The sequence below is a fragment of the Candidatus Pelagibacter sp. HIMB123 genome, from assembly GCF_052048195.1.
GTDB lineage: Bacteria > Pseudomonadota > Alphaproteobacteria > Pelagibacterales > Pelagibacteraceae > Pelagibacter.
The window spans coordinates 1-21192 of the sequence record NZ_JBNAIL010000028.1; the positions used below are offsets into that span (position 1 = coordinate 1).

The window sequence follows — 21192 nt, forward strand, 5'->3', positions numbered from 1 at the left end:
TCTTTCTATAAAAATTATAAAAAATTAAATTTAAAACCTAACGATCACATCTTTTTTCAAACCGCAAGACGTAAAGATATTGCACTAATTAATTTTTTATCAAAAATTGAAAAAAATCATCCTAAATTTCATATAAGGGTTATGCTCCCACCAAAAATTAAATTTAAAGGTTTTTTCTATTTCCTTAATGAGCTTAAAAATCAATTGATCAATAAAAAATTGTTCATTTATCTTTGGAGTGATTTTAATTATAAATTATTTTTAAAAAACTCCGACACTCACAAAGGTATATTTAAATCTAATATACCATGGACATTCTATAATAGGAAACATGGTAAAAAAAAACTTACCATAGGTTATGTAGGTGACGCCAGAAGGGCAAGGGGTTTTCAGTATTTACCAGAATTAATAAACATATTAGAAAAAAAGAAATCTTTTAATTATTTAATTCAATTTTCAAAAATTGCAGAAGACTTAGCTGAAACTAAAAAAAAATTATACTTATTATCTAAAAAGAAAAAAAATATTAAAATAATTGAGAAATATTGTGACTATAATGCTTTTAGAAATATCTTAAAAAAAATAAATATAATGCCAATTATTCATAGTTCTGATGAGATTAATAAAGTAACATCTGGTACCATGTACTCATGCATTGCAAATGAAATACCTGTAGTAATTCCATCTGGAACAATCTTTATGAAAAAAATAATGAAGTTTAAATCTTTCGAAAGAAGTAGTGATTTAAAAAATATTGCTTCTAAAATTATAAAAATTTCTAATAACTATAAATTTTATCTTAAAAATGTAAAACTAAATTCAAATATTTTGAAATATATCTTAAAGAATGATCCTCTTAGAAAAAATATTGTATAATTCAATGTATTTACTTTTAAATATTAATAACAAAAAAATTTGACTTTTTTTTTTAAAATTATAAGTGATTAGTTATGAATATAGGTTTTTTAGGACTTGGAAAATTAGGTTTACCAGTGAGTTTAGCAGTTGAAAGCAAGGGTCATAAGGTTTTTGGTTATGATATCTCTAAACAAACAATAGATGATATCAGAAATAGGAAAATTAGATATCGCGAGGAATGGGTAGATAAATATTTGCCTAAAACAAAATTAGAAATAAATAACATTAATGAATTGGTTAAAAATTCTGAGATAATTTTTGTACCAATTCAAACTCCACATGAACCACAATATGAAGGCGTTACTCGAATTCCTGACAAAAGAATAGATTTTGATTATTCCTATCTTATAGATGGTATTAAGGATCTTTCGGCAGCTATAGAAAAAAATGGTGAAGATAAAGTAGTTATTATTATTTCAACTGTTTTGCCGGGAACCATTAGATCTAATATAAAGCCTCTTTTAGGCAATCATACTAAGCTTTGTTATAATCCTTTTTTTATCGCAATGGGATCAACTATTCGAGATTTTTTATATCCTGAATTTATTCTTTTTGGTGTTGATGATGAAGCAGCAGCAGATACAGCACAAAAATTTTATAAAACAATATGCGATTCTCCATTTTATAAAACTACTATAGAAAATGCAGAATTAATTAAAGTTTCATATAATACTATGATTTCAACAAAAATTTCATTTGTAAATACAATTATGGAAGCTTGTCATCATTTACCAAATACAAATATAGATGAAGTAACAAATGGCTTAAAACTTGCTACAAGAAGACTTATTTCTAGTGCATACATGACTGGTGGTATGGGTGATGGTGGAGGTTGCCATCCAAGAGATAATATTGCTTTAAGTCACCTATCTCAAAAATTAAAACTGTCTTATGATTGGTTTGATAGCATAATGATGCAAAGAGAAAAACAATCTGAATGGCTTGCTAATTTAATAATTGAAAATTCTAAAAATAGACAAATTAATATTTTGGGAAAAACTTTTAAGCCAGAAACTAATTTAATTTTAGGGAGTCCTTCTTTATTATTAAAAAATATTTTATTAGAAAAACAAAAAAAAGTTTTTTCTTGGGATCCATATATTGATGAAAAATACGAAGCTGTTTGTGAAAAATATAACTGGACTAACAATAAAATCTCTCATGTTTTCTTTATTGGCACTAAACACCCTGACTTTATAAAATTTAAATATCCCAAAAACTCAATTATTATTGATCCATTTAGATATATTTATAGTGTTAAAGATTCGAAAATTATTAGAATCGGTGACAATACAACTAGTTAACTATTGTTGATCTAATTCTTTTGTTTTAATTTTCTTAAACTTCCATTTGACTCTAAAATTTTATTTTATTTAGTGCATTATTTTTAAATATATTTGCCTCTTTAATATATCTTCTTACCATTTGAGTTGTTTTATGACCTGTCATTGCCATTATACTTCTTTCATCTGCTCCTGATTCTGCGGCAACAGTTGCAAAACCTGATCTTAAACTGTGACCTGAAAAATTTTTATTTTCTATTCCTGCTAAACTTAAATAGTGTTTCAATAATAAAACTACAGTTTGGTCAGTTAATCTTTTATCTGTTAATAATAAACCTTTAGAAAATCTTCTAAAAATAGGTCCAGACTTAATTTTCGAAATTTCTAACCATTTTTTTAGATTTGTAATAGGACAATAAATTTTATTATCGAAGTAGGGTAGGCCTTTAATCATTCCTTCTCCGAATTGATCAGTTTTTGATCTTTTAATAGTGATTTTTAGTCCCTCAGGAACAAATTCTAAATCCTCATAATCAATTGAAATCAGTTCGTTTCTTCTAAAACCACCTCCAAAGCCAATTAAGATTAACGATTTATCTCTAAGTTTTTTTATTTCCTCAGTTTTTTGTTGATTTATTACATTAATAATTAATTTTAAATGATTGATTAATATAGGTTTTTTACCTTTCTGAATGCTACCTTTAACTCTTCTTATTCCCATTAAATTTTCAACTATGATTGGATGTTTAGTGTCGAGATAATGCCCTTTCAGCTTATGAACCATACTTATTGAAACCAGTCTTCGTCTTAAAGTGCTAATTTTTGAGATTTTAGAAAGATGGGTGAGGTACAATGAAACTATTTTTGGCTCTGTTGGCAATGAATTTAATCCATGTTTTGCACAAAAAGTTCCAAAGTCTTTGAAATCCGACTTATAAGCTCTTAGAGTATTATTTGCTTTAGAGCTTTTGAGGTTATTTAAAGTTGCCTCTTGAAGTGTTTTTAGGTCTGTTGTTAGTTCATTCATATGATTACTATTGATAACAATTAATTATCGTTAGTAATATATTAAGTGAATTCTAATGTCAATAAGATAAATTAATAATCATGAAGTTACTTAAAGGAACTAAATTTCAGCAGAAAGTTTGGAAATATCTAAAAACAATACCAAAAGGACAAGTAAAAACCTATAAACAGGTCGCAATTGCTATAAAAAAACCTAAATCAGCTCGTGCTGTTGCAAATGCGTGTGGAAAAAACCCATATGCCCCAAAAATACCTTGTCATAGAGTAATTCGGTCCGATGGAGGCCTTGGTGGATACTCAGGACAAGGCGGAATTAAAACAAAGCTGCGTTTATTGAGATCTGAAAAAGTTGACATTTAGCGTCTTTTTGAGACTATTTTATGGTCTTAAACACTTGTAAAATCAACTTTTTTTTAATTTTTTAGGTTATTTTAGCATAAATAGTATTTTGCACCCTTCAGTTGTACTATATATGAAGATATGCTTAAATAAAGCACCTCTATGGCCGTTTAAAACATATATTCTGTAACTGCATTGCTCTAGTTTTCAATGATATCAATGCTAATTTAATGCCCAAAATCTTATCAATTTTATCGTAATTTCTACCACCCTATTCATCTATTTTAAAATTTATTTCAATTATATAAATTCATAACCCTTTAAAACCCTTGATATTAAACACTTCTGATGCATATTGCTAATTTTACATTTTTATACATGTCATATTTTTCTTTTTTCACTCGTAAGTCTTGAAATTACTTCTTTAATTTTTGATATATTTAATTTTTTTTATTAATAATATGTTTTTTATGATTTATTATATAATAAAATTATTTAACAATTACAATACTTTATAGGTAAATATTAATGTATCAGATTATATAATAGTGCTTATTTATTTACTATTATTTAGGCTTAGCGAGCAAATATTCTCTTCTAGAAATGTATAAGCCACTAAGAACAATAATGAAAAGTCCTAAATATGTCCAATTATCAGGTAGCTCATGGAAGAAATAGTAGCTAATGAGTATATTTGTAATAATCTCTGTATAGCCCAAAGGAGCTAATTTAGAGGCATCAGCGTATTTGAGTGATAATATAAGGAAAAGATGCGCTACAGAGGCTATAAGGCCGATTAAGGCCATTAAAATCCATTGATTTGAAGTAGGATTAACCCAAACTGAAGGCATAAATAGACTAATAATGATGGTTCCTATCAAACCTGAGAGTAAAAGCGTTAAGAGCGGGTTATCAGAGGTGCTGAGCTTTCTTGTGATTATAAGGTAAAATCCATAACAAATTCCATTACCTAAAGCTGCCATTGTAGCCAAATTAAGCTCAATAAAGCCAGGTCTAATTACAATTAAAGTTCCAATAAATCCTAATGATACAGCAGTCCATCTTTTCACCCCTACTTTCTCATTTAAAAAAAATGGAGATAAAGCTGTAACGCAAATTGGAGCGACAAAAGCTAAGGTTAAAGCTTTTGGAAGAGAAATTTCGGATATTGCATAAAAAAATAAGTAAGTAGAAAAAACAAAAATTAATCCTCTTATTAATTGAAGTGCTGGTTTTTTTGTCCAAACTAATGATTGTCTATAAAAGATAAGCATTAAGGACAACGTAAAGACTACAGTAAAAAAGTACCTAGCCCATGTAATCTGCAATACATCCATAGATGAGCTTAAATACTTAGCAAAAGCATCCATAACAGGAACAATCATCCAGGCAGATGCGTTTAAAATTATAGCCTTCATAAAAGAAGGATATCTCTTAATAGAAGTATTTTAAAGCAAAGAATACAACAAGCGGAACTGTAATAAACGACATTAATGTAGAGACAACAATGGTGCTCGCGATGTTATCAACTATTTCCTTAGGTGAATACATTGAACCAATAAGATAATTTAATATTGCACTAGGCATGGCTGATTGAATTAATATAACACCTGCACCAAACCCTGATAAATCAAAATATATTATTATGATAAAACCAATTATTGGGCCAATTATTACTCTTCCAATTGAAGAAATTATTGAGTTAGTTAGAGAAAATACTTTTAACTTTGTTAATGCTATACCTAAAGACATAAGTATTAAAACGATAGCAGTATAAGTTAACAGCTCAGTAAGATTAATGATAGCCTTTGGCATTTCTAGATCAAAATACAAAAAACCAACAGAAAAAATTATTGCATAAAAAGGTGGATTTTTAATCAAAATTTTAAAATCAAATTTTCTATCAGCAAGAAAAACACCAAGAGTAAAGTGTAGTAAAATGATTAATGAAGATATAGATGCAGCAATACCAAGACCTTGAGAACCATACGCAAAAAGACATATCGGTATGCCCATATTCCCATTATTTGGCAAGATAAAAACTGGCACCTCTCTTATGATGTCTTTAGTTTTTAATAAGTATAAAATTATTATTCCAGTTAAAGTAAAACCAATAATTGCTATTAAGTAATAAATAAAATAACTAGCATAAATATCGAAAGATATACCTGTTGAGGTTATAGCGTAAATAACCATAGCTGGTGTACCTACATTTGAAGCAAAACTGGTTATAAAAGAGTTATCAAAGTTTGGATTTTTTTTACCTAAGTAGTATCCAATACCAACTATAAAAAAAACTGGAAATAAAACTTCAAAAAGTTTTAAATAAATTTCCATTAACCAAGCAATCTAATTAAAGTTGGAGTTTTTAATATATTTTTGTTTTTCTTAAATATCGATAAGCAATTATGGCAGTTAATTTCCGATGTTTTATGTGTAATTATAACAATTGTTGCTTTGTTGTTTTTCTTATCAGGTGTTTGAATCAATCTTTTTACAGATATTTTATATTTAGCTAGACGATTAGTTATTTGAGATAATACACCGGGTTTATCTTTTACTTCAAACCTTAAATATAATGAATTAACGTAATTTTTTACATTGTATGGTTTTAAAGATTTAAGCTTTGAAACAGTAACACCAAAAGGTTTCTTTATATTACCACGTAAAATAGATAACAAATCAGAAAGTAATGATGATGATGTAGGGCCAGGTCCTGCTCCTTCACCTTGTAATACACTTTCACCAACTGGTTTACCTTGCAGGATAACTGCATTCATTACACCATTTACATTACCTATATAGGATTTTTTACTAACTAAGCATGGATGAACAGTCTCAAAAAGTTGATTATTCTTTAACTCAGAAATACCAAGAAGCTTTATTCTTAAATCTAATTGATTTGCAATTTTAATATCTTTTAATTCGATTTTTTCTATTCCTTCCATTAAGCATTTATGTTTTGAAATTTTACTATTAAATGCTAAAGCAGATAAAATTCTTACTTTGGCAAATGCATCAAAACCGTTTAAGTCCAATTTAGGATTACCAGGTTCGGCATAACCAAGTATCTGTGCTTTTTTTAAAACGTCAGCAAAATTTTCATTTGAATTTTCCATTTCAGATAAAATGTAATTTGACGTGCCGTTAAGAATTCCATAAACCTTTGATATTTTATTTGTTGCTAATCCTTCTTTAATAGATCTTAATATAGGGATACCTCCTGCAACTGATGCTTCAAATTCCAAATTAACTTTATTTTTTTCTGCGAGTTTTGCTAACTCATTTCCGTGTTTTGATATTAAGGCTTTATTAGGCGTAACAACATGGATTTTACTTTTTAAAGCAGTTTCTACAACTTTCTTAGAAATTCCATCTGACAAACCTATGGCCTCAAATAGTATATCGATTTTATTTTTCTTAAAAATTTCTAAAGGATTTTTATAAAATATTTTTTTATTAACTTTAAATTTTCTTTTTTTATTAATATTTCTAGCAGATACAGCAACTACTCTTATTTTCTTTCCTGTTTTAAGTTCAATATCACTTTTTTTGGTATTTAATTCATTTAGTAAATAGTTACCTACTTGGCCTAGCCCTATTACAGCAATATTAATTAATTTACTCATTTACTTATATCTGGATATTTACTCTTTTTTGTATAGTCATCTATATAAATCTCATATTCCTCTAATGTCATTGATGTTATATCGTCTGCCTTTTTTAATATTTCATTTAATTTTTTTTGATTAGTTTTAGTTTCAATAGAATTTTCTGTCCAATACTGAGAATCTTTATTTAAAGAACAATTAGATATTATTAACGAAAAAAAAATTATTAAAAAACTTCTCATTTTAATCCAGTCTTTTCAGGGAAATTAAATTTATTATTTAAATTTTGCACAGCTTGACCTGCTCCTCCCTTAATCAAATTATCGATAGTAGATAGAATGATAATTTTATTACTATATTTAGATTTGCACACAGAAATATAACAGTTATTAGTATTTATTACTTCATTGGTACTTAACAAAGAGTTAGGTTTTAATATTTTTACAAAACTCTCATTTTGATAAAAACTAGTTAATGTTTTTAATACTTTAGCTTGTGAAATATTGTTTTCTAAATCAACATATATAGTACTCAAAATACCTCTGAACATTGGTGATAAGTGAGGAGTAAAACTAAATTCAAATTTTTTCTTAGTAAATTTTCTTAACATTTGATCTATTTCAGAATTATGACGATGATAACCAACTCCATATGCACTTAAAGATTCATATAGATTTTTATCTTTATACTTTTTATGAACTCCTCTACCAGCACCTGAATATCCAGATTTTGAATCAATTATTATATTATTTAATTTAATTAAATTTTTCTTAAATAAAGGAAATAGAGGAAGCAATATTGATGTTGGATAACATCCTGGACATGAAATAATATTATATTTTTTAATCTCTTTTCTATTAATTTCAGGAAGTAAATAAATACTTTTTTTTATTAAATTAGTTGCTCGATGTTTTTGTTTATACCACTTTAAATAATCAGAAGCTTTTTCTAATCTAAAATCTGCAGCAAGATCTATCAAAGTATGATTTTTGCTTAAATGTTTGGATATATCCTGTGCTTCCCCATTTGGAAGTGCTGTAAAAACAATATGAACGTCTTTTAATAATTTTTTATTAAATTTTAAAATTTTTGGTAATTTATATTTAGATAAAGATTTATCGTAAAATTTGACGTGTTTACCCACAGAAGAGTTTCCACAAAGGTATTTAATATTAATATATTTGTGTTTAACTAATAATTTAATTAATTGAACACCAATATATCCAGTTGATCCAGCAACTAATGCATTAAGCTTAGGCATTTTTTATTATAACAGTTAAAAATTAAAAAAAAATTATCTTTTAGAGAATTGGAAGCTTCTTCTAGCTTTTCTTCTACCAGGTTTTTTTCTTTCAACTGCTCTTGAGTCTCTGGTAGTAAGTTTCTCTGTTTTTAAAGTGGCTTTTAGATTTTCATCAAATAATACTAAAGCTTTTGAAATTCCATGAACCATAGCCCCTGCTTGGCCAGTAGGTCCTCCTCCTTTTACACTGCATCTTACATCGTAATCAGTAGCCTGATTAATAATTTCAAAAGGTCTTGTAATTTGCATTTTATGAGTTTCGTCAGCAAAATAATCACTAAATAATTTACCATTTACGTAAATTTTACCAGAACCTTTTTTTAACCAAACTTTTGCAATTGATGTTTTTCTTCTGCCAGTAGCGTATTTACTGTCTTTAAAATCTAATTTTAATTTTGGAGATTTTGGTGCTGATTGAGTGTTTTCCATCTTAGTTTCTAGCTATATTTTTACTATTTAATTTATCTAACTCTATTACAGTCGGATTTTGTGCAGAATGAGGATGCTCATTACCTGCGTATATTTTTAATTTTGTTAATTGTTTTCTTCCCAGTACTCCGCCTGGTAACATTCTTTTAACAGCCATTTTTAAAGTTTCTCCAGGTTTTTTATCATGAAGTTTTTCTGGCGTTGTAACTTTAATTCCACCTGGGTGGCCAGTGTGTCTGTAATATTTTTTATCCTGAAATTTTTTTCCAGTAAATTTTGCTTGTTCAATATTTTTAACTACAACAAAGTCACCATCATCCATATGAGGTGTATATGTTGTTTTATTTTTTCCTCTAATTATATTAGATACAATAGTTGCTAATCTTCCAACTACTGCATTTTTTGCATCTATTTCATACCAAGATGAAGCTAATTGATCTTTTTTAGTGAATTTTGTCATTGTGCGAGGATTAATACTATTAATAATTACAAAGTCAATTTTATATTTAGCTTGAATTATTTAGCTTATATGCTAGAAATTACCTGCCGATTTGATCCTATTGCGGGCTTATAACTGCTAAAAAGGAATTTTTCACAACATTACAAATTGGTAGGCATTTGAACTGTATTGTGCGCCTTACATAAAGTTAAAGCACTAAAAAAGGAGTAAAATGAGCACAAAAAGAAATAATCCAGAAACTATAGCCATACACGGTGGTGACTATAGAAGCGATCCAGCAACAAATTCTGTGGCTGTACCAATATATAGAACAACATCATATCAATTTAATAGTACAGAGCACGCAGCAAATCTCTTTGCACTAAAAGAGTTTGGAAATATTTACACTCGAATCATGAATCCTACTAATGATGTTCTAGAAAAAAGATTGTCAGCCCTTGAAGGTGGTCTAGCAAGTCTTACGGTTTCTTCAGGACAAACGGCATCTACTTTTGCAATCTTAAATGTTGCACAAACTGGTGATAACATAGTTAGTTCAACGGATTTATATGGTGGAACTGTATCCTTGTTTACACACACTTTGAGTAAACTTGGAATTGAAGTTAGGTATGCTGATCCTTCAGATCCTAAAAACTTTGAGAAAGCTGTTGATGACAAAACAAGAGCTTTTTATGGCGAAACATTACCAAATCCATATTTAAGGGTTTTTCCAATCAAGGAAGTTTCTGATATTGGTAGAAAACATAATATACCATTAATAATGGATAACACAGCTGCACCAGTTATTTGCAAACCAATTGAACATGGTGCTGCAGTAGTTGTTTATTCACTTACAAAGTATATAGCTGGACATGGAACAGTTGTTGGTGGCGCTCTAGTTGATGGTGGTAATTTTGACTGGACTGCAGATGCTAAAAGGCAACCATTATTTAACGAACCTGATGCTAGTTATGGTGGTGTTGTTTGGGGTAAAGCAGTACCAGAATTAACAGGAGCAAATGTATCTTTTGCAGTTAGAGCAAGAGTTACATTACTTAGAGATCTTGGTTCTGCCCTATCACCTGATAATGCATTTGGAGTAATTCAAGGTTTAGAGACTGTTGCTTTAAGAATGAAACAACATTGTGAAAACGCGGCTAAAGTAGTTGATTACTTAAAAAAACATAAAGCAATTAATAGAGTAATTTACGCTACAGAACATGAGAAGGAAATATCAAGTCGTGCAACAAAATATCTAAAAAATGGAAATGGTGCATTAGTTGGTATTGAATTAGCTGGAGGAATAGATGCTGGAAAAAAGTTTATTGAATCTTTAAAAATGTTTTACCATGTTGCTAATATTGGTGATGCAAGAAGTCTAGCTATTCACCCTGCTACAACTACACACAGTCAGTTAACAGAAGATGAACTAACTGCAGCTGGTGTAACACCAGGGTATGTGAGACTTTGCATAGGTCTAGAACACATAGATGATATTATTGATGATTTAGATCAAGCTTTAGATAAATCCTCTAAAGGTAATTTAAAAGCTGTTAGTTAGTTTAATGTTCATATGTCTACGAATAGAAACTAATAAACATTCTCCTTATATTTTGTAATATAAAGAAAATACAAAGTTGAAAGTATTATAAAAACAGAATTTATCTGGTGTACAGATGCATAAAGCATTTTTACTCCAGATAAAATTGTAAGAACTCCCAAAACAATTTGAAACAATAAAGAAATTCCAATAATGAAGATTGGAGTTCTTAAATTTTTATTTCCATTTTTTAAAACAAAATAAAGCATGTAAAAATATATTATGACAATTAAATATGCTAAATTTCTATGAATAAATTGAACAAGTGATTGATCATCAAACACAGTAAGATTAAACAAATCATTGATTACACTGTCATCTGGGAAATATGATGAGCCCATTAAGGGCCAAGTATTATAAATTTTTCCTGCATCCATCCCAGAAACAAATGCTCCAATTATTAATTGTAAAAACAACAATACAAAAAAGAATTTAATAGAGTTTAATTGAATATTTACTTGATTAGTTTTTATATTTGTGAGTTTTAAAAATTTCCAAAAAACTATAGATAAAATTACAAAAGCTATAAATAAATGTAGTGATAATCTATAATGACTAACATCAACTCTCTCAACTAAACCACTTGAAACCATGTACCATCCAATAAATCCTTGAAAACACACCAAGAAAAAAATTATTGAATATTCTTTTAAAATCAAAAAACCATTTTTAATTGTAAAATAGATCATGGGTAAAAGCACAGTCAAACCAATTAATCTCCCCAATTGACGATGCGCCCATTCCCACCAAAAAATAATTTTAAATTCATTTAAAGTCATATTAAAATTTTGCTCTTTGTATTCTGGAATTGCTTTGTAAAGATTAAAATATTCTATCCATTTGTCATTTGTTAAAGGGGGTAATGTACCAACAAAAAGTTCCCAAGTAGTAATAGAAAGGCCAGAGTCAGTTAATCTGGTTAGGCCCCCAACTAAAATTATAAGCACGATCATCAATAATAAAGTGATCATCCATATTTTTAATTGAGAATTTAAAGAATAATTCTGACTGTACATGATTAGATAAATATAATAATTATTAATTAAACCAATAAATTAAATGTCGCCTAAAAACAAAAAAAAATTAGAAATAATAAGATCTAAATTAGATAAGTTGGATAATAAGTTGCTATCCTTGATTAAATACAGAACAAATCTTGTAAAAGAAGTTTTAAAGCTTAAAGAATTTAAAAAAGAAATAGTAGATAAAAAGCGTATCAATTTTATACTTAAAAAAATTCACTCAAAATCTAAAAAACTAAAGATTGATCCTAAAATTACTAATCGAATATGGAAAAATATGATTTTGTCTTATATCGATTACGAAAAGAGAAACTTTAAGAAAAAATAATTACTTACTGTGTGGTGGAAGCTTTTTTTCCACAAACGTTTCGTGCTTTCTAGTATCTGGATTGTATTTCTTTGCTGAAAGTTTAACTTTGGCCTTCTCACCTCCAGCAGGTTTTTTTACATAATAGAAGTAAGGGCTATCAGGTTTTGCCTCTGGAACCATTCTTACTTTAACGTGTGTTTTTTTTGCCATTTTTTAATTCTTTTAATTTATTTGAAATTTTTAATAACTTATTTCTTAAATTTTCAGTTCTTATAGATTTATCTGCAATTTCGTCAAGCTTTAAAGAATCTTCATTATTTAATATTTTTTTTACACCATTTATCGTCATACCTTGGTCTTTAAGTAAAAATTTTACTTTTTTAAGAAGATTTATTGTCTTCTCATCATAATATCTTCTATTTGAATTCAAAATCTTTGGTTTAATTTGTTTAAATTGAGTTTCCCAAAACCTTATGACATGTGTTGGTAAATTTCCTTTATTATTTGATTTAAGATTTAATATTTTAGCTACTTCTCCAATAGTTTTATAAGCACTATCTGATTTATCCATTATCCTTCAAATTAACAAATTCTTTAAATTCTTTTGATGGTTTAAACAAAACAACATCCCTGCTAGAAATTACTTTTGTTTCTTTTGTCTTGGGATTTCTTCCAATTCTAGATTTTTTTTGTCTTATAGAAAAAGTACCAAATTTAGATAATTTTAATTTTTTTTCATCTTTAATATTAGATACGATCGTTGATAAAAAATCTTCAATTAAATTTTCTGATATTTGTTTTGAAAAACCAAGCTGCATATAAACTAAATTAACTAAGTCTCTTTTAGTTAAATTTATTCTCATATTAAATATTTTGCTTGATCTTTTCTATCAAATTACCTTTTACAATTCTATGACAAACATCTAGCGAGTTTGAAAATCCAATATAATCAGTTCCTCCATGACTTTTGACAACTGGAGAGTCTAATCCGATAAAAATAGCTCCATTATATAATCTTGGATCTAGTCTTTTTTTAAATTTCCTTAAGTTTGATATATTTAATAAAGATGAAATTTTACCTATTAATGTACCTGTCATCGCATTTTTTAATTCACTGGTTATAAAATTCGCTGTACCCTCTGCTGTTTTTAAAGCAACATTTCCTGTAAAACCGTCTGAAACTATTACATTAACCTCTCCGTCCATAAGATGGTTTCCCTCAATGTAACCAGCAAAGTTATAATTATCTGATTTTTTTTCATTTAATAATTGATAAGTTTCTTTGATAGTCTCATTTCCTTTTAATTCTTCTGAACCGATATTTAATAATGCTACGTTTGGTTTTTCATTCGGATAAAGTGAAGTATATAAAGAAGCTCCCATAATTGAAAAGTCTGATAAATTTTTAGAACTACATTCGATGTTGGCACCTAAATCCAATACAACGCTCATACCCTTTTTATTTGGCCATAAAGCAGATAATGCTGGTTTGTCTATATTTTCTATCATCTTTAAATTCAATTTCGATACGACTAGCAATGCACCTGTGTTACCTGCTGATATAACTATATCTGCTTCTTTATCTTTAACACTTTGAATGGCAAGCCACATACTAGTATTTTTCCCTCTTTTTGCGCCCTCTAGAGGACTATCAGTGCTTTCAATTTTTTTTTCTGTATGTATTAATTCAAAAAATTCTGCAGGTATTTTTCCTCTAATTAATGGATCTATTTTATTTTTGTCCCCAAAAATTTTAAAAAAATTATTTTTATTAGTAGAATGATTTAAAATAATACCATCTATTATTTTTTTTGGTGATCCATCACCACCCATTGCATCTACTGCAATTTTAATCAAATCTGACATTTTAATTGATTATAATATATTATTCTTTTGGGTCTAAAACTTGTCTTCCCTTATACATACCAGTTTTAAGGTCTAAATGATGAGATAACCTGTATTCACCTGATTTTTTATCTTCAACTATATTTTTAGTTGAAAATTTCATTGTTTGAGCTCTTCTCATCCCTGTTCTGGAAGGGGTTTGTTTTCGTTTTGGTACAGCCATAATTAAGGCTTACTTACACTTTTTAAATAAGAATTCAAAGTTTTTTTTGATAAATTTGAGTTAAAAATATCAAAATATTCTAGTAATTCCTGATTATTTTGAAAATCGCCTAAAAAAATTGAAATTTTTTTTAATTTATCCGACTTTGATAAATCATCCCAGAAATGAATTTCAGAAACCATTGAATGAAATAAATTTATATAATCTTTCATTTTTTTATTAATAGACTGGTCTCCATAACCTATTTCTCTAATACTCAATTCTAGTTGTCTGAAATTATAGTCATAAATTTCCTGTAGAATTTTCTTGTTTTCCTCATTTTTATAATTTTTTAGAAAAAATGAAAAATGCAGCAAAAAAAGGGTTAATCGATCAGAAAAGTTATCTTCTCTGTTAAGATTTTTATATAAATCTTTATTTCTAGTGAAATTTATTAAATTGTTATAAACATTAAGATATTTATTATTCATGTACAAATTATTATATATATTTTTTATTTCAATAATAGTTACTAATTGTTCATTTAAACCCGTTGTTAAACATCATGGAGTACCTTACCTAGAAATAAAACAAGCTAAATTAATAGTCAATGAAACTAACAAAAATGATATTAAAAAGATTTTAGGAAATCCTTCGACAACAAGTAAATTTGATAATGATGTTTGGATTTATATAGAAAGAAAACAAACCCAATCAAAATTGAGTAATTTGGGTAAAATGAAAATATTTAAGAATGATGTTTTAGTTTTAGAAATTGACAATTTTGGTATTTTACAAAAAAAAAATTTTTATAATAAAGACGATATGAAAAATATCAAAATTGTAGAAGCTACAACTAAATCAGGATTTAAAAAAAACTCATTTATATATGATTTTATGTCTAGTATGAGACAAAAGATTAATGACCCTCTAGGACAGAGGGCCAAAAAACGTAGAAAAATTACCCAGCAATAACTGCTAACAATAATAAAGCAACTATATTAGTTATTTTAATCATAGGATTAACGGCTGGGCCTGCTGTATCTTTATAAGGATCACCAACTGTATCACCTGTTACAGCTGCCTTGTGGGCCTCAGATCCTTTTCCACCATGATTTCCATCTTCTATATATTTTTTTGCATTATCCCATGCTCCACCTCCTGCTGTCATTGAAACAGCAACGAATAATCCTGTTATAATAACTCCTAACAACATAGCACCGACAGAAGCTAAAGCAGCAACTTGACCTCCAATGGATAAAATAATGAAATAAAGAACTACCGGTGACAAAACGGGTAGTAATGAAGGGATAATCATTTCTTTAATTGCTGCTACTGTTAATAAATCAACAAGTTTAGCATAATCAGGTTTTTGTTTTCTTTTCATTATACCTGGAAATTTTTTAAATTGTCTTCTTACTTCAACAACAACAGCTCCACCTGCTCTACCTACAGCTTGCATTCCCATTGAACCAAAAAGATAAGGTAACATTCCTCCAATTAATAAACCAACTACCACGTAAGGATTAGATAAATCAAAAGTAACCACAATACCTTCTAATGCAGATCCTGCTTCTTTTGAAAAATGTTTTATATCTTCTGTGTAGGCAGCAAATAAAACTAATGCACCTAGACCAGCTGAACCAATTGCATAACCTTTAGTAACTGCTTTTGTAGTGTTACCTACAGCATCTAAAGCGTCAGTAGTTTTTCTAACTTTTTTATCAAGGTTAGACATTTCTGCAATACCACCAGCATTATCCGTAACAGGTCCATATGCATCTAAAGCTACAACCATACCTGCTAAAGCAAGCATAGTAGTCACCGCGATAGCAATACCGAAAAGTCCAGCAATAGAATTTGTAATAAGTATACCAGCAACAATTATTAATGCAGGAATAGCAGTTGCTTCCATAGAAACAGCTAAACCTTGAATAACGTTTGTACCATGACCAGTGGTAGATGATAATGCAACAGATTTAACAGGTCTATAACTTGTTCCTGTATAGTATTCTGTAATCCAGATTAATAATCCAGTAATAACTAACCCTATAACACCACAATAATATAGATCCATTCCATTAAAAGTCTTATCGTTTACTGTATATTCATTTGCAAAACCAATTACGTGATCTGTAACAGGCCATAATATTACTAAAGATGCTAAAGCAGAAACAACAAATCCTTTATACAAAGCATTCATAACATTATTGCTTTTACCAAGTTTAACAAAAAAAGTTCCAATAATAGATGTTAACAAACATGCAGCGCCAATAGATAATGGGTAAATCATCATATTAAGATCACCAACAAAGAAAATTGAAGATAACACCATTGTTGCAACAATTGTAACTGCATAAGTTTCAAACAAATCAGCAGCCATACCAGCACAATCTCCTACGTTATCACCAACGTTATCAGCAATTACAGCAGGGTTTCTAGGATCATCTTCTGGAATTCCAGCCTCAACTTTTCCAACTAAATCAGCACCAACATCTGCACCTTTTGTAAAAATTCCACCACCTAATCTTGCAAAGATAGAAATTAGGGAAGCACCAAAACCTAATGCAACTAAAGCATTTACAATTTCTCTTTCATCAACATTAGTTTTCAATAATATATAATAATAAACAGCTATAGATAATAGCGCCAAACCAGCAACCAACATTCCGGTTACAGCACCTGATTTAAATGCAACGGATAAACCTTGAGCTAAACCTTTTCTAGATGCCTCTGCTGTTCTTACATTAGCTTCTACAGAAACTAACATACCAACGTAACCTGCAATACCTGATAGAGCAGCACCAATTAAATAACCAAGACCTACTAGTGGACTAAATGCAATACTCACAATTACTAAAACTACAGCACCAACAATAGCAATAGTTTTGTATTGTCTTGCTAAATATGCTTTTGCACCAATTTGAATTGCAGATGCAATATCTTGCATTTTTGCATTTCCTGCACTTGAATTAAGAATGTTTTTACCAGTTAAAAATCCATAAACGATAGATAATAAACCAGCTCCAATTGTGTATAATAGTATTGTTTCGACTGTTCCGCTCATATTAACCTTAAGTTGTTGGTTGTTAAATTTTTAAGCCCGCACAATACAAAAAAAGATAGAAAAGACAACGATTAACTTCTAAAACCGATGAATATAACCTTTGGATTTAGCTCGTATTTGCTTGCCTTTTTCATCGAATATCAAAGATCTATCTTTACAAGATACAATTTTACCAATTTTAGTTATTTTAATTCCAGTTGTTTTAGAAGCTTTTTGAATGATTCTAGCTTTCTTATTATCTGCAGTAAATAAAACCTGATAATCATCTCCATTAGAAATTAGATTAATTTTATTTAATCTTTGTTTTTTAATAAAATTACTCAATTTATTGGAAACAGGTATTTTATTTTCAAATAAGTGAAATGATAAGTTTTGTCTGTTAATCATTTTTGACAAATCATCAATTAATCCATCTGAAACATCGATAGAGCAATTAGCAAATTTTATTAAATATTTTGTTAAATTTAAAGGTAACTCTGGTTTGTAATATTTATCTATAAAGAATAATTTGTCTTTATTTTTAAATTTAGCTTTATTACTTAATGCTTTAAGTCCTAAATAACTATCTCCCAAATTTCCAGTAACATAAATATCATCATTTAATTTAGCTTTATTGCGATAAATTATTTTATTTGAATATCCCAATGAGGTGATTGTAAAACTTAGTTTATTTGAAAAGGTTGTATCTCCACCACACAAATCAATATTAAATTTATTTTGTTCTGATTTAAGTGATTTTGCGATTTTATATAAATTATTTTTTGTAAATGTTTTTTTATTACCAGAGCCTGAAATAAAATAAAACTTTGGTATTACTCCTTTACAAATTATATCTGAAATTGATGACCTTAATATTTTTTTAATTACCAAATCTGGGGATTTAAAATCATAAAAATGCGTACCGATATTGTATGTATCAACAGATATAACAACACCTCTTTTTTTATCAAAAAAAACATCATCATTTAGATTAAGAGCAGATTTATTTTTTTTAGCTATTTTAAAAAAATAATTATTTATTAGATCAAATTCATGCATTGTTAGATCTTAATTTCTTTCCAACGTTATCTAATAAAGCATTTAGATACTTTGTTTGTGAATCTTCAAGAAAAAAATTAGATGAATTTAAATATTCTTTAATAATAATATTAATAGATAAATTTGGTTTATACATAAATTCATAAGTGGCTGCTTTTAAAATTGTTTGAAAAACTTTGTCTAATTTTTCAAATACAAATTCATCACCTAATTTATTATTTAATTCATCTAAAATAAGATCGTTTCTTTCTATCGTTCCTAAAACAATATCTTTAATAAATTTTTTAAATCTGTGTTTTGGAAAATCTAAATTATCATCTTCATTATAAAATTTACCATATAATTTCTGAATAATTATAACTCTAGGATTATTTTTTGGATTAAAATGAGTTCTCATTGTTGAGACAAAACTGAAATCACAGCTTCTGCAGCTTCAGCACCCTTTTTTCTTCTTGCTCTTGCTTGAGCCATATTTAGACAGGTAATTATTCCATTTCCAATAGGTTTTTTACTTTCTATAGATAATTTCATTATCGCATTTGTTGAGGCTTGGGAAATAAAATCAAAGTGTGGCGTTTGACCTTTAATTACACATCCTAAAGCTAAAAAACCATCATATTTTTTTAAATTTTTTGAGATTGTAACTGGAATTTCAAAAGCACCGGGTACTTTAATAATTTTTATTATATTTTTTTTTGGAATTATTTTTAAAGCACTGCTTATTAATCCATCAGCAATATCTTTATAATAATCTGCTACGACAATTAAATATTTTTTTTTCATCAAATTAATTCCTGTTTTGTAATTTTTATACCATAACCATCAAGACCAATAACTTTTTTTGGTGATTTGGTGATTAATATCATATTTTTAATTTTTAAGTCTTTAATAATTTGAGCTCCAATACCATAATTTCTTATTAACTTGTCATTTCCCTTTTTATAAAAATCTTTGTTTTTATAATCTTTTAAAGTCTGAGTTACTGATTTTAAATTTGAGTCTTTGATAAAAACTAAAACGCAATTTTGATATTTTTTGAAATAATTTAAAGTCTTGTTAAATGAATTTGGTAGTGATTGATTTATTAGATAGTTTTGGACGACATTGGATGAAATTACTCTTACTCTTGGAGTAATATCTTTTTTTATTTTGCCTTTTATTAATGCGAAGTGCTCTGAGCCATCTAAAAGATTCTCATAAATTCTAATATTGTATTTTTGATTTTTTACATCAATCTTGCTTTGTTTTTTAAGTTTAATAAGTTTTTCTTTTTTTAGTCTATATGCGATCAGATCTTCTATCTTTCCAATTTTTAATTTATGTTTTTTTGCAAAATTGAATAAATCCTGACCTTTAGCCATTGTTCCATCTTCATTCATAATTTCACAAATTACAGCAGAGTTATTTTTTTTTGCTAATTTAGATATATCAACTGAAGCTTCAGTGTGACCTGCTCGAACAAGAACACCACCATCTTTCGCTATAATTGGAAACACGTGACCAGGTGAAACAATCTCATTTTTATTTACATTTTTTTTTGAAGCAATTTTGATTGTTTTCGCTCTATCTTTAGCAGATATGCCTGTTGTTATTCCTTTTTTTGCCTCAATAGAAATTGTAAATGCCGTCTTGTTTCTTGATTGATTTACTGGAGACATTAAAGATAAATTTAATTTTTTTGCTTGAATTGAATCAAGTGCTAAACAAATTAAGCCTCGCCCGTATTTTGCCATGAAGTTAATATTCTTTGCATTTGAGTCTGATGTTGAAATAACTAAATCTCCTTCATTTTCTCTTTTTTCATCATCTACTAAAATAAACATACCACCTTTTTTGGCTACGCTTATAATTGACTCAATTGAAGCAAAATTATTTTTTTCCATTAAAATAATTCCTAACGTATTTAGACAAGATATCTATCTCTATGTTGACTAAACTAGATTTTTTTAAAGTTGATAAATTCGTTTCTTTATACGTGTGAGGGATAATCCAAATTTGGAAACCTTTTTTAGTTACTTTTGAAATTGTAAGAGAAATACCATTAACACAGATTGATGCTTTTTCTATTAAGTGTTTTCTTTCCTTTTTAGGTAAATCAAAGTCAAAGAGAAATGATTTATCGATTTTTTTGATACTTAATACTTTACCAACAGTATCAACATGTCCTTGACAAATATGACCTGAAATTTTTGTCCCATATTTTAAAGGTAATTCTAAATTTATTTTATCTTTTATTTTTAAAAATTCAAATTTTGATCGAATTATTGTTTCATTAGAAAGGTAAAATTCCATAATTTTAGATTTATATGAAATTAAAGTTAGGCAAACACCATCACACGCAACAGATAAACCAATGTCTTTATTGGATACTTTAACATTACTTTTAACAAAAATGTTAAGACCTTTAGGTCTTTTAATTATTTTAGTAATAGTACCTTGATTATAAATTATTCCATTAAACATTTTTTCTAACTATATAGTGTTATTCTGTCTTTTCGTAAATTGAGATTTAGATTAATTTTTGTTTTATATTTTTGATTTAATATATTTTGACTACTAAATTTCAAATATTCGAAGTTTTTAGAGAGTTTTTTTGGACTTTTATACAAATAAAATTTATTAAAAATTTTATTCTTAATCAGTGAACTTGTTAATTTATCTCCTCCTTCAATTAGTAAATTTCTGCATCCATAATTATGTAATTTTTTCAAAATTAATTTAATGTCAAATCTGTTATTTCGATCAATTCGAGATTTAATT

At 27.8% G+C, this 21192-nt stretch carries 28 protein-coding genes and 1 riboswitch; of the genes, 6 read left to right on the forward strand and 22 right to left on the reverse strand.

Annotated features, from left to right (window positions below; all coding sequences use genetic code 11):
• Positions 1–876: hypothetical protein (locus tag ACTTBL_RS06315; RefSeq protein WP_440644085.1), on the forward strand; the 876-nt coding region annotated here is incomplete at its 5' end.
• A gap of 74 nt (positions 877–950) precedes the next feature.
• A complete protein-coding gene (locus ACTTBL_RS06320) occupies positions 951–2222 on the forward strand; it encodes a nucleotide sugar dehydrogenase (protein WP_440644086.1) in 1272 nt (423 codons plus the stop codon).
• A 52-nt stretch (positions 2223–2274) separates the two neighbouring features.
• On the opposite strand, the gene ACTTBL_RS06325 is transcribed toward ACTTBL_RS06320, so the two are convergent.
• Positions 2275–3228 (reverse strand): site-specific integrase, encoded by a 954-nt coding sequence (locus ACTTBL_RS06325; RefSeq protein WP_440644087.1) that lies wholly within the window; start codon positions 3226–3228, stop codon positions 2275–2277.
• A gap of 80 nt (positions 3229–3308) precedes the next feature.
• Between ACTTBL_RS06325 and ACTTBL_RS06330 the strand changes: the two genes are divergently transcribed.
• Positions 3309–3587, forward strand: coding sequence for a methylated-DNA--[protein]-cysteine S-methyltransferase (locus ACTTBL_RS06330; RefSeq protein ID WP_440644088.1), 279 nt, complete (start codon positions 3309–3311; stop codon positions 3585–3587).
• A gap of 545 nt (positions 3588–4132) precedes the next feature.
• Here ACTTBL_RS06330 and ACTTBL_RS06335 read toward each other — a convergent pair.
• Genes ACTTBL_RS06335 through rplM form a run of 7 tightly spaced genes read right to left on the reverse strand, consistent with a single transcriptional unit; the run spans position 4133 to position 9369 of the window.
• Positions 4133–4984: a DMT family transporter gene (locus ACTTBL_RS06335; protein WP_440644089.1), complete on the reverse strand. Its 852-nt coding sequence runs from the start codon at positions 4982–4984 to the stop codon at positions 4133–4135.
• A gap of 16 nt (positions 4985–5000) precedes the next feature.
• A complete protein-coding gene (locus ACTTBL_RS06340; RefSeq protein ID WP_075504661.1) occupies positions 5001–5903 on the reverse strand; it encodes an AEC family transporter in 903 nt (300 codons plus the stop codon).
• Positions 5903–7195 (reverse strand): homoserine dehydrogenase, encoded by a 1293-nt coding sequence (locus ACTTBL_RS06345; RefSeq protein WP_440644090.1) that lies wholly within the window; start codon positions 7193–7195, stop codon positions 5903–5905. Before ACTTBL_RS06345 ends, ACTTBL_RS06340 begins: the two co-directional genes overlap by 1 nt.
• Positions 7192–7419 (reverse strand): hypothetical protein, encoded by a 228-nt coding sequence (locus ACTTBL_RS06350; RefSeq protein WP_440644091.1) that lies wholly within the window; start codon positions 7417–7419, stop codon positions 7192–7194. Before ACTTBL_RS06350 ends, ACTTBL_RS06345 begins: the two co-directional genes overlap by 4 nt.
• Positions 7416–8438 (reverse strand): N-acetyl-gamma-glutamyl-phosphate reductase, encoded by a 1023-nt coding sequence (gene argC, locus ACTTBL_RS06355; RefSeq protein WP_440644092.1) that lies wholly within the window; start codon positions 8436–8438, stop codon positions 7416–7418. The genes ACTTBL_RS06350 and argC overlap by 4 nt, the downstream gene beginning before the upstream one ends.
• Positions 8439–8471: 33 nt before the next feature.
• On the reverse strand, positions 8472–8909 hold the full coding sequence (gene rpsI, locus ACTTBL_RS06360) for a 30S ribosomal protein S9 (protein WP_440644093.1): 438 nt from the start codon (positions 8907–8909) through the stop codon (positions 8472–8474).
• A gap of 1 nt (position 8910) precedes the next feature.
• Complete coding sequence (rplM, locus tag ACTTBL_RS06365; RefSeq protein ID WP_440644094.1) at positions 8911–9369, reverse strand: 50S ribosomal protein L13; 459 nt, start codon at positions 9367–9369, stop codon at positions 8911–8913.
• Between the two features lie 143 nt (positions 9370–9512).
• A riboswitch (SAM riboswitch) is annotated at positions 9513–9579 on the forward strand.
• Position 9580: 1 nt separating this feature from the next.
• On the opposite strand from rplM, the gene ACTTBL_RS06370 reads away from it, so the two are divergent.
• Complete coding sequence (locus tag ACTTBL_RS06370) at positions 9581–10909, forward strand: O-acetylhomoserine aminocarboxypropyltransferase/cysteine synthase family protein (protein ID WP_440644095.1); 1329 nt, start codon at positions 9581–9583, stop codon at positions 10907–10909.
• Between the two features lie 29 nt (positions 10910–10938).
• On the opposite strand, the gene ACTTBL_RS06375 is transcribed toward ACTTBL_RS06370, so the two are convergent.
• Positions 10939–11919: a COX15/CtaA family protein gene (locus ACTTBL_RS06375; RefSeq protein WP_440644096.1), complete on the reverse strand. Its 981-nt coding sequence runs from the start codon at positions 11917–11919 to the stop codon at positions 10939–10941.
• 88 nt (positions 11920–12007) lie between these two features.
• Between ACTTBL_RS06375 and ACTTBL_RS06380 the strand changes: the two genes are divergently transcribed.
• The gene (locus tag ACTTBL_RS06380) at positions 12008–12298 is read left to right on the forward strand and encodes a chorismate mutase (protein ID WP_023853781.1); all 291 of its coding nucleotides are present in this window, start codon (positions 12008–12010) and stop codon (positions 12296–12298) included.
• Here ACTTBL_RS06380 and ACTTBL_RS06385 read toward each other — a convergent pair whose 3' ends face one another.
• From ACTTBL_RS06385 to ACTTBL_RS06410, 6 genes are read right to left on the reverse strand one after another with little or no spacing between them, the layout of a single operon-like run.
• Positions 12299–12490, reverse strand: a complete 192-nt coding sequence (locus ACTTBL_RS06385) for a 50S ribosomal protein L33 (RefSeq protein ID WP_440644097.1) — start codon at positions 12488–12490, stop codon at positions 12299–12301.
• Positions 12468–12851: a MerR family transcriptional regulator gene (locus ACTTBL_RS06390; protein ID WP_440644098.1), complete on the reverse strand. Its 384-nt coding sequence runs from the start codon at positions 12849–12851 to the stop codon at positions 12468–12470. The genes ACTTBL_RS06385 and ACTTBL_RS06390 overlap by 23 nt, the downstream gene beginning before the upstream one ends.
• On the reverse strand, positions 12844–13143 hold the full coding sequence (locus tag ACTTBL_RS06395) for an integration host factor subunit alpha (protein WP_440644099.1): 300 nt from the start codon (positions 13141–13143) through the stop codon (positions 12844–12846). Before ACTTBL_RS06395 ends, ACTTBL_RS06390 begins: the two co-directional genes overlap by 8 nt.
• A gap of 1 nt (position 13144) precedes the next feature.
• Positions 13145–14146: a phosphate acyltransferase PlsX gene (gene plsX / locus ACTTBL_RS06400; RefSeq protein ID WP_440644100.1), complete on the reverse strand. Its 1002-nt coding sequence runs from the start codon at positions 14144–14146 to the stop codon at positions 13145–13147.
• Positions 14147–14165: 19 nt separating this feature from the next.
• Entirely contained in the window at positions 14166–14348 is a 183-nt protein-coding gene (rpmF, locus tag ACTTBL_RS06405) for a 50S ribosomal protein L32 (protein ID WP_023853776.1), read from the reverse strand.
• A 2-nt stretch (positions 14349–14350) separates the two neighbouring features.
• Positions 14351–14818: a ubiquinol-cytochrome C chaperone family protein gene (locus ACTTBL_RS06410; RefSeq protein WP_440644101.1), complete on the reverse strand. Its 468-nt coding sequence runs from the start codon at positions 14816–14818 to the stop codon at positions 14351–14353.
• Between ACTTBL_RS06410 and bamE the strand changes: the two genes are divergently transcribed.
• Complete coding sequence (bamE, locus tag ACTTBL_RS06415) at positions 14817–15302, forward strand: outer membrane protein assembly factor BamE domain-containing protein (protein ID WP_440644102.1); 486 nt, start codon at positions 14817–14819, stop codon at positions 15300–15302. The genes ACTTBL_RS06410 and bamE overlap by 2 nt on opposite strands.
• Here bamE and ACTTBL_RS06420 read toward each other — a convergent pair.
• From ACTTBL_RS06420 to ACTTBL_RS06450, 7 genes are all read right to left on the reverse strand, one after another.
• A complete protein-coding gene (locus ACTTBL_RS06420) occupies positions 15289–17394 on the reverse strand; it encodes a sodium-translocating pyrophosphatase (RefSeq protein ID WP_440644103.1) in 2106 nt (701 codons plus the stop codon). The genes bamE and ACTTBL_RS06420 overlap by 14 nt on opposite strands.
• Positions 17395–17472: 78 nt before the next feature.
• On the reverse strand, positions 17473–18432 hold the full coding sequence (gene thiL, locus ACTTBL_RS06425; RefSeq protein WP_440644104.1) for a thiamine-phosphate kinase: 960 nt from the start codon (positions 18430–18432) through the stop codon (positions 17473–17475).
• On the reverse strand, positions 18425–18829 hold the full coding sequence (locus ACTTBL_RS06430) for a transcription antitermination factor NusB (RefSeq protein WP_440644105.1): 405 nt from the start codon (positions 18827–18829) through the stop codon (positions 18425–18427). Before ACTTBL_RS06430 ends, thiL begins: the two co-directional genes overlap by 8 nt.
• Positions 18826–19215, reverse strand: a complete 390-nt coding sequence (gene ribH / locus ACTTBL_RS06435) for a 6,7-dimethyl-8-ribityllumazine synthase (protein WP_440644106.1) — start codon at positions 19213–19215, stop codon at positions 18826–18828. The genes ACTTBL_RS06430 and ribH overlap by 4 nt, the downstream gene beginning before the upstream one ends.
• On the reverse strand, positions 19215–20315 hold the full coding sequence (gene ribB / locus ACTTBL_RS06440) for a 3,4-dihydroxy-2-butanone-4-phosphate synthase (RefSeq protein ID WP_440644107.1): 1101 nt from the start codon (positions 20313–20315) through the stop codon (positions 19215–19217). Before ribB ends, ribH begins: the two co-directional genes overlap by 1 nt.
• Entirely contained in the window at positions 20302–20895 is a 594-nt protein-coding gene (locus ACTTBL_RS06445) for a riboflavin synthase (protein WP_440644108.1), read from the reverse strand. Before ACTTBL_RS06445 ends, ribB begins: the two co-directional genes overlap by 14 nt.
• Before the next feature lie 5 nt (positions 20896–20900).
• Positions 20901–21192 (reverse strand): dihydrofolate reductase family protein (locus ACTTBL_RS06450; protein WP_440644109.1); only part of this gene is annotated, 292 nt, incomplete at its 5' end.

Bases quoted from the DNA above. Each gene is read 5' to 3' on its own strand.
- ACTTBL_RS06445 (WP_440644108.1), bottom strand. From the start codon at position 20,895: ATGTTTAATGGAATAATTTATAATCAAGGTACTATTACTAAAATAATT.
- rpmF (WP_023853776.1), bottom strand. From the start codon at position 14,348: ATGGCTGTACCAAAACGAAAACAAACCCCTTCCAGAACAGGGATGAGA.
- ACTTBL_RS06385 (WP_440644097.1), bottom strand. From the start codon at position 12,490: ATGGCAAAAAAAACACACGTTAAAGTAAGAATGGTTCCAGAGGCAAAA.
- ACTTBL_RS06420 (WP_440644103.1), bottom strand. From the start codon at position 17,394: ATGAGCGGAACAGTCGAAACAATACTATTATACACAATTGGAGCTGGT.
- thiL (WP_440644104.1), bottom strand. From the start codon at position 18,432: ATGCATGAATTTGATCTAATAAATAATTATTTTTTTAAAATAGCTAAA.
- ACTTBL_RS06350 (WP_440644091.1), bottom strand. From the start codon at position 7,419: ATGAGAAGTTTTTTAATAATTTTTTTTTCGTTAATAATATCTAATTGT.
- ACTTBL_RS06395 (WP_440644099.1), bottom strand. From the start codon at position 13,143: ATGAGAATAAATTTAACTAAAAGAGACTTAGTTAATTTAGTTTATATG.
- ACTTBL_RS06330 (WP_440644088.1), top strand. From the start codon at position 3,309: ATGAAGTTACTTAAAGGAACTAAATTTCAGCAGAAAGTTTGGAAATAT.
- ACTTBL_RS06345 (WP_440644090.1), bottom strand. From the start codon at position 7,195: ATGAGTAAATTAATTAATATTGCTGTAATAGGGCTAGGCCAAGTAGGT.
- argC (WP_440644092.1), bottom strand. From the start codon at position 8,438: ATGCCTAAGCTTAATGCATTAGTTGCTGGATCAACTGGATATATTGGT.
- ACTTBL_RS06375 (WP_440644096.1), bottom strand. From the start codon at position 11,919: ATGATCACTTTATTATTGATGATCGTGCTTATAATTTTAGTTGGGGGC.
- rpsI (WP_440644093.1), bottom strand. From the start codon at position 8,909: ATGGAAAACACTCAATCAGCACCAAAATCTCCAAAATTAAAATTAGAT.
- bamE (WP_440644102.1), top strand. From the start codon at position 14,817: ATGTACAAATTATTATATATATTTTTTATTTCAATAATAGTTACTAAT.
- rplM (WP_440644094.1), bottom strand. From the start codon at position 9,369: ATGACAAAATTCACTAAAAAAGATCAATTAGCTTCATCTTGGTATGAA.
- ACTTBL_RS06430 (WP_440644105.1), bottom strand. From the start codon at position 18,829: ATGAGAACTCATTTTAATCCAAAAAATAATCCTAGAGTTATAATTATT.
- ACTTBL_RS06320 (WP_440644086.1), top strand. From the start codon at position 951: ATGAATATAGGTTTTTTAGGACTTGGAAAATTAGGTTTACCAGTGAGT.
- ACTTBL_RS06325 (WP_440644087.1), bottom strand. From the start codon at position 3,228: ATGAATGAACTAACAACAGACCTAAAAACACTTCAAGAGGCAACTTTA.
- ACTTBL_RS06410 (WP_440644101.1), bottom strand. From the start codon at position 14,818: ATGAATAATAAATATCTTAATGTTTATAACAATTTAATAAATTTCACT.
- ACTTBL_RS06340 (WP_075504661.1), bottom strand. From the start codon at position 5,903: ATGGAAATTTATTTAAAACTTTTTGAAGTTTTATTTCCAGTTTTTTTT.
- ACTTBL_RS06370 (WP_440644095.1), top strand. From the start codon at position 9,581: ATGAGCACAAAAAGAAATAATCCAGAAACTATAGCCATACACGGTGGT.
- ACTTBL_RS06390 (WP_440644098.1), bottom strand. From the start codon at position 12,851: ATGGATAAATCAGATAGTGCTTATAAAACTATTGGAGAAGTAGCTAAA.
- ACTTBL_RS06335 (WP_440644089.1), bottom strand. From the start codon at position 4,984: ATGAAGGCTATAATTTTAAACGCATCTGCCTGGATGATTGTTCCTGTT.
- ribH (WP_440644106.1), bottom strand. From the start codon at position 19,215: ATGAAAAAAAAATATTTAATTGTCGTAGCAGATTATTATAAAGATATT.
- plsX (WP_440644100.1), bottom strand. From the start codon at position 14,146: ATGTCAGATTTGATTAAAATTGCAGTAGATGCAATGGGTGGTGATGGA.
- ribB (WP_440644107.1), bottom strand. From the start codon at position 20,315: ATGGAAAAAAATAATTTTGCTTCAATTGAGTCAATTATAAGCGTAGCC.
- ACTTBL_RS06380 (WP_023853781.1), top strand. From the start codon at position 12,008: ATGTCGCCTAAAAACAAAAAAAAATTAGAAATAATAAGATCTAAATTA.